Raw genomic sequence first — 14,852 nt, 5'->3', positions numbered from 1 at the left:
GTGAAGCCCGTTTTACATTCATCGTAATTAGGCTAAAATGGAGACAGTATTCACAATTCTAAAACGAAATTTAATGATAACTTTTACCTTAGAACCTCAAGAAAATGATCGTCTGCAATCCCTTTGCGGTGCATTTGATGAAAATATCAAACTGATTGAAAAAGAATTTAACCTCAATATTTCTCGCAATAACTTCACTTTTACCGTGAAATCAAATGATGAAAATCCCAAATATCCCCATGAACAATTAATTGCTCGTGTGGCTAAATTAATCCAAACATTATATGTGGAGACTGCACCAATTAAAGGGAAAGTGAAAGAACTTGATTTAGAAGATGTGCATATTGCCTTGCAAGAGAGCAGAATTTTATCGCAAGAGGGAAGTGAGTCACGTAGTGAAAATCACGTCTATAGCACCACAATTAAAACCAAGCGTGGTTTGATTAAACCGCGTGGTGAAAATCAAATTCAATATTTGCATAATATTCTTACGCACGATATTAGTTTTGGGATTGGCCCCGCTGGTACAGGGAAAACCTTTTTAGCCGTAGCTGCGGCAGTTGAAGCATTAGAACGCCAAGAAATTCGTCGCATTTTGCTGACTCGTCCTGCGGTGGAAGCAGGCGAAAAATTGGGTTTCCTGCCCGGTGATTTAGGCCAAAAAATTGAACCTTATTTACGACCACTTTATGATGCGTTATTTGAAATGCTTGGCTTTGAACGTGTACAAAAGTTGATGGAGCGAAATGTGATTGAAATTGCACCATTGGCTTATATGCGTGGTCGTACACTCAATGACAGCTTTATTATTTTAGATGAAAGCCAAAATACGACGGTCGAACAAATGAAAATGTTTTTGACCCGTATTGGTTTTAATTCTAAAGCTGTGATTACAGGGGATGTGACTCAAATCGATTTGCCGCGCAGCACAAAATCTGGTTTACGCCACGCTATGGAAGTGTTAAGTAAAGTGTCAGAACTAAGCTTTAACTATTTTGAGAGTAAAGATATTGTGCGACATCCTGTGGTAGCAAAAGTGGTGCAAGCTTACGAAGAATGGGAAGCTCAAGATGAAATTCGCCGTCAAGAAATCGCAGCGCAGCGTCGAGCTGAACGTGAGCAAAAAGTGCGGTCAGAAAATGAAACGTATTTAGGAGAATAGCATGGGCAATATGATTATTGATTTGCAACTGGCTTGTGAAAATACAGAAGGCTTGCCATCAGAAGCGCAAATTCTGCAATGGGCAACCACCGCAGTGCAACCAGAAAGTGATAATGTGGAAATGACGGTACGCATTGTGGATGAAGCAGAAAGTCATGACTTGAATTTGACTTATCGTGGAAAAGATCGTCCAACCAATGTATTGTCTTTCCCTTTTGAATGTCCTGACGAAGTGGAATTACCGCTGTTGGGCGATTTGGTGATTTGTCGCCAGGTAGTAGAACGCGAAGCTATCGAGCAAGAAAAGCCTTTAATGGCGCATTGGGCGCATATGATTGTACATGGTAGCTTACATTTACTTGGTTACGATCATATTGAAGATGATGAAGCAGAAGAAATGGAAAGTTTAGAAACTGAAATTATGCAGGATTTAGGCTTTGCTGATCCTTACCTTTCCGAAAAATAATGACGATTTGGAGCAATTATGTATAAAGCCGTATTCAGCGATTTTGATGGTACCTTATTAACGTCGGATCATCGAATTTCGTCTAAAACCTTAGATGCACTTCAACGTATTACCAAACAAGGTATTCCATTTACACCAATCTCTGCTCGTTCACCACTGGGTATTTGGCCTTATGCGAAACTCATTGAAAATTACAACATCATTGTGGCATTCAGTGGTGCATTGATTTTAGATAAAAACTCTACACCTATTTATTCGGTACAAATTGATCCCGCTGATATCCAAGCCATTAACAAAGTATTAGCAGATCATCCTGCACTAGGTGTTAATTATTATACTTATGATGATTGTGTCGCTCGCGATTTGAATAATAAATGGGTGATTTATGAACGTAGCGTGACAGGCATTCAGATTGATCCTTATGATGAAAGTGCGGTCTATTCTCCGCATAAAATTCAAATCATTGGTGAAACGGATGAAGTGATTAGTATTGAGCAAGTCTTGAAAGAGAAATTCCCACATTTAAGTATCTGCCGTTCTCATGCGAATTTCCTTGAGGTAATGCATAAGTCAGCGACGAAAGGTAATGCGGTACGTTTTCTTGAAGATTATTTTCATGTGAAGATGGAAGAATGTGTCGCTTTCGGTGATAACTTTAACGATTTAGATATGCTAGAAAGCGTGGGATTAGGCGTTGCAATGGGCAATGCACCGGATGAGATTAAACAGGCCGCGAATCGTATCACCGCTTCGCATAATGATGATGGGATAGCATTGATATTGAACGAAATCTTTCCTGAATAAATAAAAGGCGCTTTTTATGAAAAAGCGCCTTATTCATTATAGTGTGGCTAACGCAGCTTCATAATTTGGCTCATCTTTAATTTCAGACACCAATTCACTATGTAACACGTTATTGTTTTCATCTAAGACAATCACTGAACGAGCAGTCAAGCCCGCGATTGGACCAGTTGTGATATTTACCCCTAAGTTTTCATGGACTTCTTTATGACGGAAAGTAGAAAGCGTTTCTACGATCTCAATACCTTCCGCACCGCAGAATCGTGCTTGTGCAAAAGGTAAATCAGCTGAAATGCAAAGTACCACAGCATTTTTTAAATTAGCTGCTTGTTGATTGAATTTGCGAACAGAAGTTGCACATACACCTGTATCAATACTTGGGAAAATATTTAAAACTTTGCGTTTTCCTGCATAAGTATCAAGCGTGACGTCAGTGAGTTCTTTATTGGTGAGCGTAAGTGCGGTCACTTTCTCTCCTTTTTGGGGAAAGTTGCCGCTTACTTCAATGGGATTACCCATCATTGTTACTTGAGTCATAAAAGCTCCTATTTTTCATTTCCTAAATTAAGCACTTTAACGAGTGCAGTAAAAAATTTGTCATTTTCTTGTGGTAAGCCAATACTGATGCGTAAGTGATTTGGCATGCCATAACCAGCAATAGGACGAACAATGACGCTTTCACGTAATAATGCATCATAAATTGGTGCGGCCGGTTGTTTAAAATCAATGGTAATAAAGTTACCTTTAGATGGAATAAAGTCTAAACCATATTGTTGGCAGAAGGCCTCATAACGTTTCATTTCTTGGCGATTGTTCTCAGCCACTTTTTCGACAAAGGCATCATCGTTCATCACCGCAATCGCACTGGTCAAAGCAAGACTATTACAGTTAAATGGCTGACGAACACGATTTAATAAATCTGCAATTTCAGGATTAGAGACCGCGTAGCCAATACGTAAACCCGCAAGTCCATAAGCTTTCGATAGTGAGCGTGAAACGATAAGATTCGGGTATTTTTCCAGTAATGAAAAAGAATTAACGCGTTCGCTTGGATGAGTAAATTCGGTATAAGCCTCATCTAATACTACAATCACATTTTCAGGCACTTTGGCTAAGAAGGCATCCAATTCTGCTTCCGTTAGGAAATTCCCAGTTGGATTGTTTGGATTGGCAATAAAAATCAGCTTGGTTTTATCTGAAAGTGCGGTCAAAAATCCGTTTAAATCATGCCCCCAATTCTTAGCTGGAATTTCTTTTGCGACGGCATTAATGGCTTTGGTCACTAAAGGGTAAACAATAAAAGCATATTGTGAATAAATCACTTCATCATGCTCACCCGCAAAGGTATGAGCAAAGAGCTCTAATAAATCGTTAGAACCATTACCAAGGGTGATTTGGTTTGGTTGCACACCAAATTTTTTTGCAATAGCCGCTTTAAGTTCAAAACCATTCGCATCAGGATAACGAGTTAAATGATCAAGTTGGGCTTGAATGGCTTTTTTCGCACTTTCAGGAAAACCGAAAGGGTTTTCATTTGAGGCAAGTTTAACGATATTAGTAATGCCTAATTCGCGTTTGAGTTCTTCGATTGGTTTCCCCGCTTGATAAGGCGAAAGAGATTTTACGCCTTGATTGGCGACGTTGATGTATTGCATATGCTTTCCTTATAAAAACGAGCGGGCCTTTCAGCCCGCATGTTGAGTTTAATGAATCAGATAATTAGCTATTTTCAGCTTCAAATTTTTTCATGAATTCAATGAGCGCTTGTACACCCTCTAATGGCATTGCATTATAGATAGAGGCGCGCATGCCACCTAGCACTTTGTGGCCTTTTAAGGCTTGAAGACCGGCAGCTGTAGATTCTGCGACAAATTTAGCATCAAGTTCTGGATTACCTGTTACAAATGTCACATTCATGGTTGAACGGTTTTCTTTAGCTACGACGTTACGATAGAGTTTACTGCTATCAATGTAGTCATAAAGGGTTTGTGCTTTCACTGCGTTACGTTTTGCAATTTCTTTTAAGCCACCGATTGCTTGAATATGTTTGAAGACCAATGAACAGAGATACCAAGCAAAGGTTGGTGGGGTATTGATCATGGAGTCAGCATCACGTTGTGTGGCGTAATTCCAAATAGATGGGGTTGCTTGGCGAGCATGACCAATTAAATCATCACGAATAATCACGAGCGTAATTCCTGCGGGGCCAAGGTTTTTTTGCGCACCCGCATAAATGACACCAAATTTGCTAATATCAATTTCACGAGAAAGGATATTAGATGACATATCCGCCACGAGAACAGCATTTCCAACATTTGGTACATCAAAAATTTCCACACCACTGATTGTTTCATTTGGGCAGTAGTGAACGTAATCGTATTGTTCAGCGATTTCGCTGAAATCAAGATTGGTGATCTGTGTATGCTCACCATTTTCCACAATGGTAATTTCATCAATTTCAGCAAAGTTACGTGCTTCTTTCGCTGCAGTTGCAGACCAGTGGCCGCTATTTAAATAAAGTGCTTTGCCTTTCTCACCGATTAAGTTCATCGGTAATGCCGCAAATTGACCACGAGCCCCACCTTGTAGGAATAACACACGATAGTTATCTGGAATGTGATACACCTCGTGTAGATCTTTTTCTGCTTGAGCAATCAATTCCATAAAATATTTGCCACGGTGACTGACTTCCATTACCGATACACCTTGATCAAGCCAGTTAGTGAGCTCAGCTTGTGCTTTTTGTAGGACCTCAGGGAAAATCATGGCTGGACCAGCACTAAAATTAAAGACTTTTGACATTGTGTTTCCTTATTTTATTTTGAATAGATTCTTCATTTTTACCACTACCGAATAGGATAATCAACTAAATCAAACAGTTTTTTGATCTAATCCATCAATTTAAAGTTAAGCTTTTGACGGAGACGAAAAAAAAAGCTACATTACCTGAAGTTTGTTTTTAACTTTGAGAGAGTCGATCATGGGAAATGTAAATAAATCCTTCCAAGAAGTGTTAGAGTATGTACGTTTATATCGTTTAAAAAATAAACTTAAGCGAGACATTGAAGATAACAACCGTAAAATTCGCGACAATCAAAAAAGAGTGTTGTTGTTGGATAACTTAAATCAATATATTCACGATGATATGAGCATTGAAGATGTTCGTGCGATTATCGAAAATATGCGTGATGACTACGAAAGTCGTGTTGATGACTATAATATTCGTAATGCGGATCTTTCTACTCAACGCCGTGAAACGAGCAATAAGATGAAAGAACAGAAAAAAGCACACGCGAAATTAGTGCAAGACGCGAATAAAATCACGTTATAAAATCTTAAAAGAAATGACCGCACTTTGTTGAAGTGCGGTCATTTTTTATGGTGTTTTTAGGATGAGTTATAAATGATTAAACATCATAAGTGCCCATTATCACAGCTTGATCCAATATATGCCCTTGCATCGCAAAATGTAGATCATTAAAACGGAATCCCGGTTTCAGGTTAAGTTTGGTATCGAGCGCATATACAATAAGCTCGTAACGATGCAAGCAGTTTGGTGGTGCCATACCGCCATAGAATGACGCTTCTTCGATATCAAATTGACCTAATTTACTCGCCCAAGTATTTGCACCTTGTACATAATCTGTTGCGGTTTGGCTTTCATTTTCGTGTATAACGGTACGTTCAAGATCCGCGATAAGCCAATGAATCCACACAAAGCCACTTGCCGTAATTGCGTCTTTATCTTCTAAGACAACTGCAAAGGATTTAGTGCCTTGAGGGGCATCGTGAATTTCAAAGGGAATAGAGTAGGTTGGCATACCATTGGGGCTAAATTGTGTGCCGCGTTTGCCATATTTGTCTTCAAAAGCACCATTTTGAATGGCTGAACTGGTTACAAACATTGTTTTCTCCTTAATTTCTCACGGAATACACTTTAAATTTGGTGGTTTGAGCAAGGATTTCAAACTTACCGAAATGTTGTGCTAATAAATCGGGATAGGGCAGAAATGCATTAGCAACAATACGAAGTTCACCACCTGCGGTCAAATGCCATTTTGCTTGTTGAATAAGTTCTTTCACCGCACGATAAGCGGTATCGATTCCATCGTGGAAAGGCGGGTTTGAAATAATCAGATCAAATTTTCCCTCAATATGGGAAAACACATCACTTGCGATAACCTGACCTTCAAGCTGGTTTTCAGCAAGTGTTTGACGGGCAGATTGAATTGCCATCGCATGAATATCGGTCATTGTGATATCCGCTTTAGGGTGATGTTTTTTGATCATGGAGCCAATGACACCCGCCCCACAACCAACGTCTAACACTTTCCCTTGAATTGGTGATGTTAAGGTAGAAAGTAGAAGTGATGTGCCGCTATCAAGTTCATTGGCACTGAATACCCCCGGTAAGCTGTAAATACGGAGATCGCCTAATGCATCATTTTGGTAGCATTTCCAATAAGATTGAAGATCAAAGTGCGGTTGTTTTTGTAAGGAAAAATGATATAAGCCACAACGACGCGCAGAGTCGATTTTGCCAATTTCACCATAAGGTTCAAGCAGTTTTTCAGCAGAGCGGACACCACAACGATTTTCTCCGATAATTAACACTTCTTGACCAATTTTACTTTTGGCGAGTAGTTGCATCAGCTGAAAATTCACTTCTTGTTTATTCTTCGTCCAATAATAAATAATCAAATCGGCTTGCGGCTGAAATTCAACCTCAAAATTGACCGCACTTTGGGTTTTGGCATAATCAAAATACCAACTCCAAACCTGCACGGATTGGCAATGTTTTTGCAATATTTGAGGAAAATCATCATTAATGCCGCCGGCAAGAAGAATTGATTTACCGCTAAAAAGGGGAAGATGGCGTTGTAAAACTTCGCTTTCGAGAGAAATCACGCTTTAAATCCTGTGGTTTATTGGTTAAAATTACGCGCTATTCTAACAAAAGAAAACGATTTAAACGTATTTATTAAGGAATTATTTATGAAAAAAATCATCACTGCAGTCGCAATGGCAAGTTTATTGTCCGGCTGTCAATTAATCGAACAACTTCAAGGTAGCAAACAACAACCTTCAACCTTACCAACAAGCTCAACAGTTGAATTACCTGCAGCACAAGCACAAAGCTTAGATGCGCAGTTTGAGCGTATCAAAAAAGGTAACCAAGAAGTTACTTTCAACGGCGAAAAATTTTATAAACAAACGAAAGCTTTTGATAAATCAGAAGATCCGCGTTTCTTAAGTGGAGCGGCGAATGTAGATCGTAGCAATCGTAAATTCATTATGAGTGAAACCTATTATCTAAAAGATGTTTCACATGTTCCTGCATTAACGACAAAATATCTTGATGCAAACAAAAAAGTATGTGAGTTAAAAACAATTGGTAGCGCTTCAGATGTTTACTATGCTTGTGATGGTAAAGATTTCCAACGTTTTATCGCCGTGGTTTATCAAGCGAAAAATATTCTTTCTTTCCGTAGCTTAAAAGCATATCAAGAAAAACCAACCGAAGCGCAAGAACAAGCAATTGTTAAAGGTTTAAGAGATTATCCGCTAGATACTATCGCTCGTTAATCTATGGATAGACGCAATCTTCTTTTAAATGAAATGGGGATAACCCGTTGGCAGCTCCATCGTCCAGAAGTATTACAAGGGGCGGTCGGTGTGAGTGTTTCTGAACAAGTGAAATTTATTGTGGTGGCAAAAGATAATGTATCTAACTCCCCGCTTTTTTCAGATGTTCGACTCGCACTCGAGTTAAACAAAGAAGATTGCCTTTGCCTGAATTTCGATCAAATTCAACATATAACATTACAACATTCTGTGCGGTATTGGTTATTAGCTGAAAATGCAGATGAAATTGACCGCACTTTACCTTATTGCTTAAATGCAGAGCGTGTTTATCGCTCTGTTGATTGGCAACAATTCCAGCAAAATAGCCAAGCTAAGCGTGAGCTTTGGCAACAAATCCAACAAATTTAATTATGCCTTCTCTTTTTCCTATTGAAGAATGCGATATGGATCGCTTATATGAAATTGAACAAGCAGCACACCTTGTGCCTTGGTCATTGGGAACATTGAAAAATAATGTCGGCGAGCGTTATCTCAATTTGAAATTAGTGGAAAAAGAGCAAGTGCTTGGTTTTGCTATTTGCCAAACGGTATTAGATGAAGCCACATTATTCAATATTGCGATAGATCCGGTTCAACAAGGAAAGGGCTATGGTTCGTTTTTATTGCAAGGTTTAATGAATGAGCTTAAAGAGAAAGGTATTCAAACCCTTTGGCTGGAAGTACGAGAGTCGAATCCGGCTCGTTTTCTTTATGAAAAGTTGGGATTTAATGAGGTTGATATTCGTAAGAATTATTATCCCAAACCGGATGGTGGACGAGAAAATGCTGTTGTGATGGCATGTTATCTCTAGAATGCAAAAGTGCGGTCAATTTTGACCGCACTTTGCTTATCTTAAAAGTAAGACATTACACTTCTTCTGCTGGGAAGACAAATGGATTTAATCCACTGCGCGCGAAGCCTTTTTCTTCCATTTCAATATCTAAGAAAATCGATGCTAAATCATCCGCTACCGCTTCAACGTTCGGATCTTTTTCTTGGAACATGATTTTTAAGTAGCTTTGGCAATCACCACAGGTTTCAGCACGAATGAGTGCAAGCTCTTCATTTAATGACCACAATTCAAGATTTTTGTGTTCATTGCAGTTAGTACATTGAGCACGCACTAAATTCCACTCACTTTCACAAAGGCTACAGTGTAAATAACGTAAACCTTGTGATGTGCCAATATGCACCACGCTTGCAACAGGAGCCGAACCACAAACAGGGCAGTAATGTAGATTGTCAGTCCCTTCTTGGCGGCTGTTATGAGGAATTTGTTGCGCCAATTGTAACCAATAAAGAGAAAGTGCCGCCCATATAAAGACAGCTTTATCAGTGCTCACTAAATTAAATTCTTGGCTTAAAAGATGAGTCGCCATTTCTTCAAGCTCTTTATCAGAGGCTTTTTCAAGATTTTCAATGGTAGCAATAACCTGTTCATTCGCTTTTGGTTTAATGCTATGTAAAATTTCTTTGAGATATTCAATCCAAATACTTGAGCGTTTAAATGTTTTAGCATTTAACGGCTCGATTTCGTTTAAGTTATCGAATTGCTGTGTTTCTAATGGATTTTTTTCAAATACGCTTAATTGGCTTTCTACAACATCTGCAGCAAAGAGTAAATAATCAGCCAATGGATGATTTTTTGCTAATTCTCTTAAACGTTTTGCACGACGTTGATAAAGATTTTTAGGGTTAGCAAACAAAACAGGTGGAATATCGTATGAATTCTTTTTTTGTTTGATTTCGTCTGCAGATAAGATTTTGATACTCATAATAATCTCTTAAGTATTGATAAGAAAAAGTGCGGTCAATTTTAACCGCACTTTTTGATTTTAGCCATTGATACCTTTGAACAATGCTTTGGTTTTTACTTTTTTACCTTCAGCTTCATTTTCAAGGTCTTCTTCTAGCTTAGGAAGTACTTCATCTCGATACCATTTCGGGTGGTGTTTTTTCGCCCAACGGACGGTTACCCAACCTTCCACAATACCGCGAATAGATCCTTTAATCCAGAATGCCATGTACATGTGTACCAAAATACCGGTGAACAACATGAATGCACTTAAAGAGTGAAGGAAAATCGCAAAACGCAATACCGGAATAGAGAAGTAGTGCGAGAAATACTGACGCCACATAATGATACCGGTTACAAGTAAAGTGACCATCGCCAAGTTCAATGTCCAGAACAACATTTTTTGACCAAGGTTATACTTGCCATTATCTGCAACAGCGTGCTCATTCCCTTTTAATACTTCAACGATGCCTTTTAACCAACGAATATCGTTTTTCTCTGGAATGTTGTGATCCCAGTAAAGATAGCCGAGGAAAATAAAGGCAACGAACATAATGATACCGGTGAACGGGTGAATTGCTCGAGCCAGTTGCGGAGTACCTAAAATCTCAGTTAACCACGCAAAATCTGGGAAGAAGAATGCCACACCAGTGAACATTGTCATAAAGAAGCAGATTACGAGTAACCAGTGGCTAAAACGAGCAGGCGTTCTATGACGAATGATTCGAGTATCATTGCTAATCTCAATCTTACTCATCTTTGCCCCCTTTTTTATCTTCTTCTTCAAATTCATGGTGATGATCTTCTACGTCTTCTTCAACGTTTGGACCCACAGCTAAGTAGTGAGCGATTTCAGCAAGTGCTAGACCACCCATTGCTACAGCCGCTACTGGTTTCAAGACATCTTTCCAAAGGGTGACGGTGAGGTCAACTTTTGGATCTTTTGGAAGACCAGAATAAAGCTCAGGTTTATCTGCATGGTGTAATACATACATTACGTGTGTACCACCTACGCCTTCAGGGTCGTAGATACCCGCATTTTCGTAACCACGTGCTTTTAAGTCAGCAACACGTTGTTCTGCGTAGAGTTTCATCTCTTCTTTAGAACCGAAACGAATTGCACCGGTTGGACAGGTTTTCACGCAAGCCGGTTCTTGGCCCACAGATACACGATCCACACAAAGGGTACATTTGTACACACGGTTGTCTTCTGGGTTCATACGTGGAATGTTGAACGGACAACCTGCGATACAGTAACCACAACCGATACATTTATCAGATTGGAAATCCACGATACCGTTCGCATATTGGATAATTGCGCCTGGTGCAGGACAAGCTTTTAAACAGCCTGGTTCTGAACAGTGCATACAACCATCTTTACGGATTAACCATTCTAAACGATCATTTTCTTCAACTTCGTTAAAGCGCATTACTGTCCACGCTTTTGCGTTGAGATCTATAGGGTTATCGTAGATCCCCACACATTGAGCATTAACATCAGAACGGATGTCATTCCACTCTGAACAGCCCACCTGACAGGCTTTACAACCGATACAGGTGGATACGTCGATTAATTTTGCGACTTCAACTTTATGATCACGCGCTTGAGGTGCTGGTGTTAAACCAGACGTAGCGGAGACCTTGATAATGTCTTGCGATTGAACGCCTTGACCACTTCCTGCCATATTATGCCTCCGCTTTCTCAATGTTTACCAAGAATGTTTTATATTCTGGTGTTTGAGTGACTGCTTCACCCCAAGATGGTGTTAAGGTGTTGGTGGAGAAACCACGATTACCTTTACCATTTAAGGCTTTCATATTCCAGTGAATTGGAATACCCACGTGATGTACGGTACGTCCGTCGACTTCTAAATCTTTCAAACGTTTTGTTACCACTGCAACGGCTTTAATGTAGCCACGGCGAGAAGTAATTTTCACCATATCACCTTTTTGGATGCCTTTTTCTGCTGCTAATTTCTCACCAATTTCCACGAATTGTTGTGGTTGGGCGATAATATTTAACGCAGATTGAGCTGTCCAACTGTGGAAGTGCTCGGTCAAACGATAAGTCGTTGCCACATAAGGGAAGTCTTTGTTTGAACCGATAAATTCACGGTCTTCTTTATAAATACGAACAGTCGGATCAGAGACTACACTTGGGTGTAGTGGGTTAGTGTCAATCGGGCTTTCAATTGGTTCATAGTGTTCAGGTAATGGACCCGTTGTAATTTTATCTACAGCGAATAAACGACCTACACCTTCAGCAGACATAATGAATGGACCTGCATCAGAACCCGGCGGTTGTGTGCCATAGTCAGCCACATCTAACCAGTTCCAGTTTTTACCGTTCCATTTGATTAATTGACGGTGTTTATCCCAAGGGTTACCGTTAATATCAAGTGAAGCACGGCTGTAAAGGATACGACGGTTTGCTGGCCATGCGAAGCCCCAACCTAATGTACAACCTAACCCTGATGGATCAGAGTTGTCACGGTTTGCGGTTTGGTTACCTTTTTCAGTCCATTGACCCACATAGATCCAGTTACCTGATGAAGTTGTACCATCATCACGTAAGTGAGCGAATCCACTGAGTAATTGACCTTTTTTATACATGACGTTGCCATCTGCATCGAGAAGATCAGCTAGTGCGTAACCGTTTAATTCTTTCGCTAATTCTACAGAACTTGGTGAATGCGGTTGAGCATAGTTCCAAGTCATCGCTTCGAAAGATTCGATACCGCGGCCACCTTCTTTTTGATAAAGGTGATGCATTTCTTCACGAATCATAGAAAGAATTTCAACATCTGGTAACGCTTCACCTGGTTGGTCACAGCCTTTCCAGTGCCATTGAGCCCAACGACCAGAGTTAGCAATAGAACCATCTTCTTCTGCGAAACAGGTGGTTGGTAAACGGAATACTTCAGTTTGAATATCTGCTGGATTCACATTGTTTGATTCACCAAAGTTTTTCCAGAATTCAGAAGATTCAGTTTGAAGCGGATCCATCACGATTAAGAATTTCAATTTGCTCATACCTGCAACAGTTTTGTTTTTGTTCGGTAATGAGTTTAATACGTTGAAACCTTGTAAAATCCAACCGTTCAATTTGCCATCATTCATTAACTTAACATGAGTGATAGGGTCGTATAAGCGGTCTGCTTTAGGTAAGAAATCGAAACCCCAACCATTTTCTTTGGTTGCTTTATCACCATAGAACGTTTTCATCATACTCACGAAGAATTTCGAGGTATTACGATAGTAGTTTGTTTGGTTTGGTACGATATCTTTTGGCGTAATCGAATTAATGTATTGTTCGTAAGACGTATCTTTGTCATTCGGCAAACGCATATAACCCGGTAAAGACATCGGCAACAAGCCCATATCAGTTGTACCTTGTACGTTTGAGTGTCCACGTAATGCATTAATACCGCCACCTGGCATCCCCATATTACCTAAGAGTAATTGGATCATCGCCATTGAGCGAATGTTTTGTGTACCGATTGTGTGCTCAGTAAAGCCTAACGCATACAAGTGCGTCATGGTTTTATTTGGTGCAGAGGTCTTACCAATTTCCTCACAGATTTGTAAGAAGAGTTTTTGTTTAACACCGGTGATACGTTCAACCATTTCTGGTGTATAGCGAGAAACGTGATCTTTCAAGATATTAATCACACAACGTGGATTTTGTAAGGTCATATCACGTTTAGCAAAACCATTCTCATCAAATTGATAATTCCATTTTGATTTATCGTAAGCACGTTTTTCTTCATCAAAACCTACGAATAAACCATCTTCAAATTTGAAGCCTTCATCAACTAAGAATGAAGCATTGGTATAATGTTTAACGTATTCGTGTTGAATTTGATTCGTTTCCAATAAGTAACGGATCACACCCATTAAGAATGCGATATCAGAACCGGAACGAATTGGCGCATGAAGGTCAGCTACAGAAGCTGTACGGTTAAAGCGAGGGTCAACCACGATGATTTTCGCACCCTTTTTCTTCGCTTCGATCGCCCAACGGAAGCCAACAGGGTGAGCTTCAGCAGGGTTACCACCTTGAACAATAATAAGATTGGCGTTTTTGATGTCAACCCAGTTGTTTGTCATGGCACCGCGACCAAATGATGGAGCAAGACTTGCTACCGTTGGTCCGTGTCAAGTATTCGCTTGGTTACACATCGGAACCATGCCCAACATCCGCACCCATTTATGAGTAAGAAGTGCGGCCTCGTTGCTCATGGCGGAGGCGGTCATAATACCTGTAGTTGTCCAACGGTTAACGGTTTTGCCACTTGCATCTTTTTCAACAAAGTTAGCATCACGGTCATCTTTAAGTAAACGAGAAACTCGTTTGATTGCTTCTTCCCAAGAAAGACGAACCCATTTGTCAGAACCCGGTGCTCGATATTCAGGGTATAATGCACGGCTTTCACTATTAACATAGTCCAACGCGCCAGCACCTTTAGGACATAATGCCCCACGGCTTACCGGATGGTCTGGATCACCTTCAAGGTGGAATAATTTAGAACGGGTATTGGTGCCTGTATGGCTGCTTAAAGCATCGTAAGGTTTGCCTGTGCTATATAACAACATACCACAGCTCACTGCACAATATGTACAGGTGTTACGGGATTCAAACGCCCGTAATAATTTGTATTCACGTGGTGCTGCTAAGACCGATGATGGTGCAAAGCCCAACATTGCCGCAGACGTCCCCGCCATACCACCTGCACAGATCTTAAAGAACTTACGTCTAGAGACCTGCATAATCACTCCTTCATAACGGCGAACCGTTAAGATATTCGATAGTATAAATTCGTGTAGATAATTTATTTGATTTCGTTAAAATAACGTATCAACCATTAAATTGATTATAATAATAACCAATTTAAACGGAGCCGATTTTAACTATTTTTTAACCGAAAATCTATAATCAAAACTTGTTATAATCGCTTTAAAACTTGAGATAGATCACAAAACAAACATTTTTTGTTAAAAA

Annotated in this window: 16 protein-coding genes; 7 read left to right on the top strand and 9 right to left on the bottom strand. The window is 39.8% G+C overall.

Annotation, left to right across the window (positions count from 1 at the left end; all coding sequences use genetic code 11):
- Positions 1-73: 73 nt before the first annotated feature.
- From DPV97_RS00210 to DPV97_RS00200, 3 genes are read left to right on the top strand one after another with little or no spacing between them, the layout of a single operon-like run.
- Complete coding sequence (locus tag DPV97_RS00210) at positions 74-1,162, top strand: PhoH family protein (protein WP_070714269.1); 1,089 nt, start codon at positions 74-76, stop codon at positions 1,160-1,162.
- A 1-nt stretch (position 1,163) separates the two neighbouring features.
- A complete protein-coding gene (gene ybeY / locus DPV97_RS00205) occupies positions 1,164-1,628 on the top strand; it encodes an rRNA maturation RNase YbeY (RefSeq protein WP_070714271.1) in 465 nt (154 codons plus the stop codon).
- Positions 1,629-1,646: 18 nt separating this feature from the next.
- On the top strand, positions 1,647-2,432 hold the full coding sequence (locus tag DPV97_RS00200) for a Cof-type HAD-IIB family hydrolase (RefSeq protein WP_070714273.1): 786 nt from the start codon (positions 1,647-1,649) through the stop codon (positions 2,430-2,432).
- 36 nt (positions 2,433-2,468) lie between these two features.
- Here DPV97_RS00200 and tpx read toward each other — a convergent pair whose 3' ends face one another.
- The 3 genes from tpx to serC form a co-directional block, all read right to left on the bottom strand.
- On the bottom strand, positions 2,469-2,966 hold the full coding sequence (gene tpx / locus DPV97_RS00195) for a thiol peroxidase (RefSeq protein WP_070714276.1): 498 nt from the start codon (positions 2,964-2,966) through the stop codon (positions 2,469-2,471).
- Positions 2,967-2,974: 8 nt separating this feature from the next.
- A complete protein-coding gene (gene hisC, locus DPV97_RS00190) occupies positions 2,975-4,084 on the bottom strand; it encodes a histidinol-phosphate transaminase (RefSeq protein ID WP_070714277.1) in 1,110 nt (369 codons plus the stop codon).
- 64 nt (positions 4,085-4,148) lie between these two features.
- Positions 4,149-5,231 (bottom strand): 3-phosphoserine/phosphohydroxythreonine transaminase, encoded by a 1,083-nt coding sequence (gene serC / locus DPV97_RS00185; RefSeq protein WP_070714279.1) that lies wholly within the window; start codon positions 5,229-5,231, stop codon positions 4,149-4,151.
- Between the two features lie 178 nt (positions 5,232-5,409).
- On the opposite strand from serC, the gene DPV97_RS00180 reads away from it, so the two are divergent.
- On the top strand, positions 5,410-5,760 hold the full coding sequence (locus DPV97_RS00180) for a DUF496 family protein (protein ID WP_070714280.1): 351 nt from the start codon (positions 5,410-5,412) through the stop codon (positions 5,758-5,760).
- Between the two features lie 76 nt (positions 5,761-5,836).
- On the opposite strand, the gene DPV97_RS00175 is transcribed toward DPV97_RS00180, so the two are convergent.
- Positions 5,837-6,334 carry a YbhB/YbcL family Raf kinase inhibitor-like protein gene (locus tag DPV97_RS00175; protein ID WP_070714283.1) on the bottom strand — a complete coding sequence of 166 codons (498 nt, stop codon included), beginning with the start codon at positions 6,332-6,334 and terminating at the stop codon, positions 5,837-5,839.
- A 10-nt stretch (positions 6,335-6,344) separates the two neighbouring features.
- Positions 6,345-7,337 carry a 16S rRNA (guanine(1207)-N(2))-methyltransferase RsmC gene (gene rsmC, locus DPV97_RS00170; protein WP_070714285.1) on the bottom strand — a complete coding sequence of 331 codons (993 nt, stop codon included), beginning with the start codon at positions 7,335-7,337 and terminating at the stop codon, positions 6,345-6,347.
- An 87-nt stretch (positions 7,338-7,424) separates the two neighbouring features.
- Here rsmC and DPV97_RS00165 point away from each other — a divergent pair, with 87 nt between their 5' ends.
- From DPV97_RS00165 to rimI, 3 genes are read left to right on the top strand one after another with little or no spacing between them, the layout of a single operon-like run.
- Complete coding sequence (locus DPV97_RS00165) at positions 7,425-8,015, top strand: hypothetical protein (protein WP_070714288.1); 591 nt, start codon at positions 7,425-7,427, stop codon at positions 8,013-8,015.
- A gap of 3 nt (positions 8,016-8,018) precedes the next feature.
- The gene (locus tag DPV97_RS00160) at positions 8,019-8,423 is read left to right on the top strand and encodes a DNA polymerase III subunit psi (RefSeq protein WP_070714290.1); all 405 of its coding nucleotides are present in this window, start codon (positions 8,019-8,021) and stop codon (positions 8,421-8,423) included.
- Positions 8,424-8,425: 2 nt separating this feature from the next.
- Positions 8,426-8,866 carry a ribosomal protein S18-alanine N-acetyltransferase gene (gene rimI / locus DPV97_RS00155; RefSeq protein WP_070714348.1) on the top strand — a complete coding sequence of 147 codons (441 nt, stop codon included), beginning with the start codon at positions 8,426-8,428 and terminating at the stop codon, positions 8,864-8,866.
- A gap of 55 nt (positions 8,867-8,921) precedes the next feature.
- Here rimI and fdhE read toward each other — a convergent pair whose 3' ends face one another.
- The 4 genes from fdhE to fdnG are packed head-to-tail and all read right to left on the bottom strand — an operon-like array spanning position 8,922 to position 14,620.
- Positions 8,922-9,830, bottom strand: a complete 909-nt coding sequence (fdhE, locus tag DPV97_RS00150; RefSeq protein WP_070714291.1) for a formate dehydrogenase accessory protein FdhE — start codon at positions 9,828-9,830, stop codon at positions 8,922-8,924.
- A 60-nt stretch (positions 9,831-9,890) separates the two neighbouring features.
- On the bottom strand, positions 9,891-10,607 hold the full coding sequence (locus tag DPV97_RS00145; RefSeq protein ID WP_049365400.1) for a formate dehydrogenase subunit gamma: 717 nt from the start codon (positions 10,605-10,607) through the stop codon (positions 9,891-9,893).
- Complete coding sequence (fdxH, locus tag DPV97_RS00140) at positions 10,600-11,535, bottom strand: formate dehydrogenase subunit beta (protein ID WP_070714293.1); 936 nt, start codon at positions 11,533-11,535, stop codon at positions 10,600-10,602. Before fdxH ends, DPV97_RS00145 begins: the two co-directional genes overlap by 8 nt.
- Before the next feature lies 1 nt (position 11,536).
- Positions 11,537-14,620 (bottom strand): formate dehydrogenase-N subunit alpha, encoded by a 3,084-nt coding sequence (gene fdnG / locus DPV97_RS00135; RefSeq protein ID WP_148130216.1) that lies wholly within the window; start codon positions 14,618-14,620, stop codon positions 11,537-11,539.
- Positions 14,621-14,852 lie beyond the last annotated feature (232 nt).

The organism is Haemophilus parainfluenzae, assembly GCF_003253005.1.
Taxonomy (GTDB): Bacteria; Pseudomonadota; Gammaproteobacteria; order Enterobacterales; family Pasteurellaceae; genus Haemophilus_D; species Haemophilus_D parainfluenzae_M.
This window is presented reverse-complemented; position numbering and strand designations above follow the sequence as displayed.

Bases quoted from the DNA above. Each gene is read 5' to 3' on its own strand.
- DPV97_RS00210 (WP_070714269.1), top strand. From the start codon at position 74: ATGATAACTTTTACCTTAGAACCTCAAGAAAATGATCGTCTGCAATCC.
- ybeY (WP_070714271.1), top strand. From the start codon at position 1,164: ATGGGCAATATGATTATTGATTTGCAACTGGCTTGTGAAAATACAGAA.
- DPV97_RS00200 (WP_070714273.1), top strand. From the start codon at position 1,647: ATGTATAAAGCCGTATTCAGCGATTTTGATGGTACCTTATTAACGTCG.
- tpx (WP_070714276.1), bottom strand. From the start codon at position 2,966: ATGACTCAAGTAACAATGATGGGTAATCCCATTGAAGTAAGCGGCAAC.
- hisC (WP_070714277.1), bottom strand. From the start codon at position 4,084: ATGCAATACATCAACGTCGCCAATCAAGGCGTAAAATCTCTTTCGCCT.
- serC (WP_070714279.1), bottom strand. From the start codon at position 5,231: ATGTCAAAAGTCTTTAATTTTAGTGCTGGTCCAGCCATGATTTTCCCT.
- DPV97_RS00180 (WP_070714280.1), top strand. From the start codon at position 5,410: ATGGGAAATGTAAATAAATCCTTCCAAGAAGTGTTAGAGTATGTACGT.
- DPV97_RS00175 (WP_070714283.1), bottom strand. From the start codon at position 6,334: ATGTTTGTAACCAGTTCAGCCATTCAAAATGGTGCTTTTGAAGACAAA.
- DPV97_RS00165 (WP_070714288.1), top strand. From the start codon at position 7,425: ATGAAAAAAATCATCACTGCAGTCGCAATGGCAAGTTTATTGTCCGGC.
- DPV97_RS00160 (WP_070714290.1), top strand. From the start codon at position 8,019: ATGGATAGACGCAATCTTCTTTTAAATGAAATGGGGATAACCCGTTGG.
- rimI (WP_070714348.1), top strand. From the start codon at position 8,426: ATGCCTTCTCTTTTTCCTATTGAAGAATGCGATATGGATCGCTTATAT.
- fdhE (WP_070714291.1), bottom strand. From the start codon at position 9,830: ATGAGTATCAAAATCTTATCTGCAGACGAAATCAAACAAAAAAAGAAT.
- DPV97_RS00145 (WP_049365400.1), bottom strand. From the start codon at position 10,607: ATGAGTAAGATTGAGATTAGCAATGATACTCGAATCATTCGTCATAGA.
- fdxH (WP_070714293.1), bottom strand. From the start codon at position 11,535: ATGGCAGGAAGTGGTCAAGGCGTTCAATCGCAAGACATTATCAAGGTC.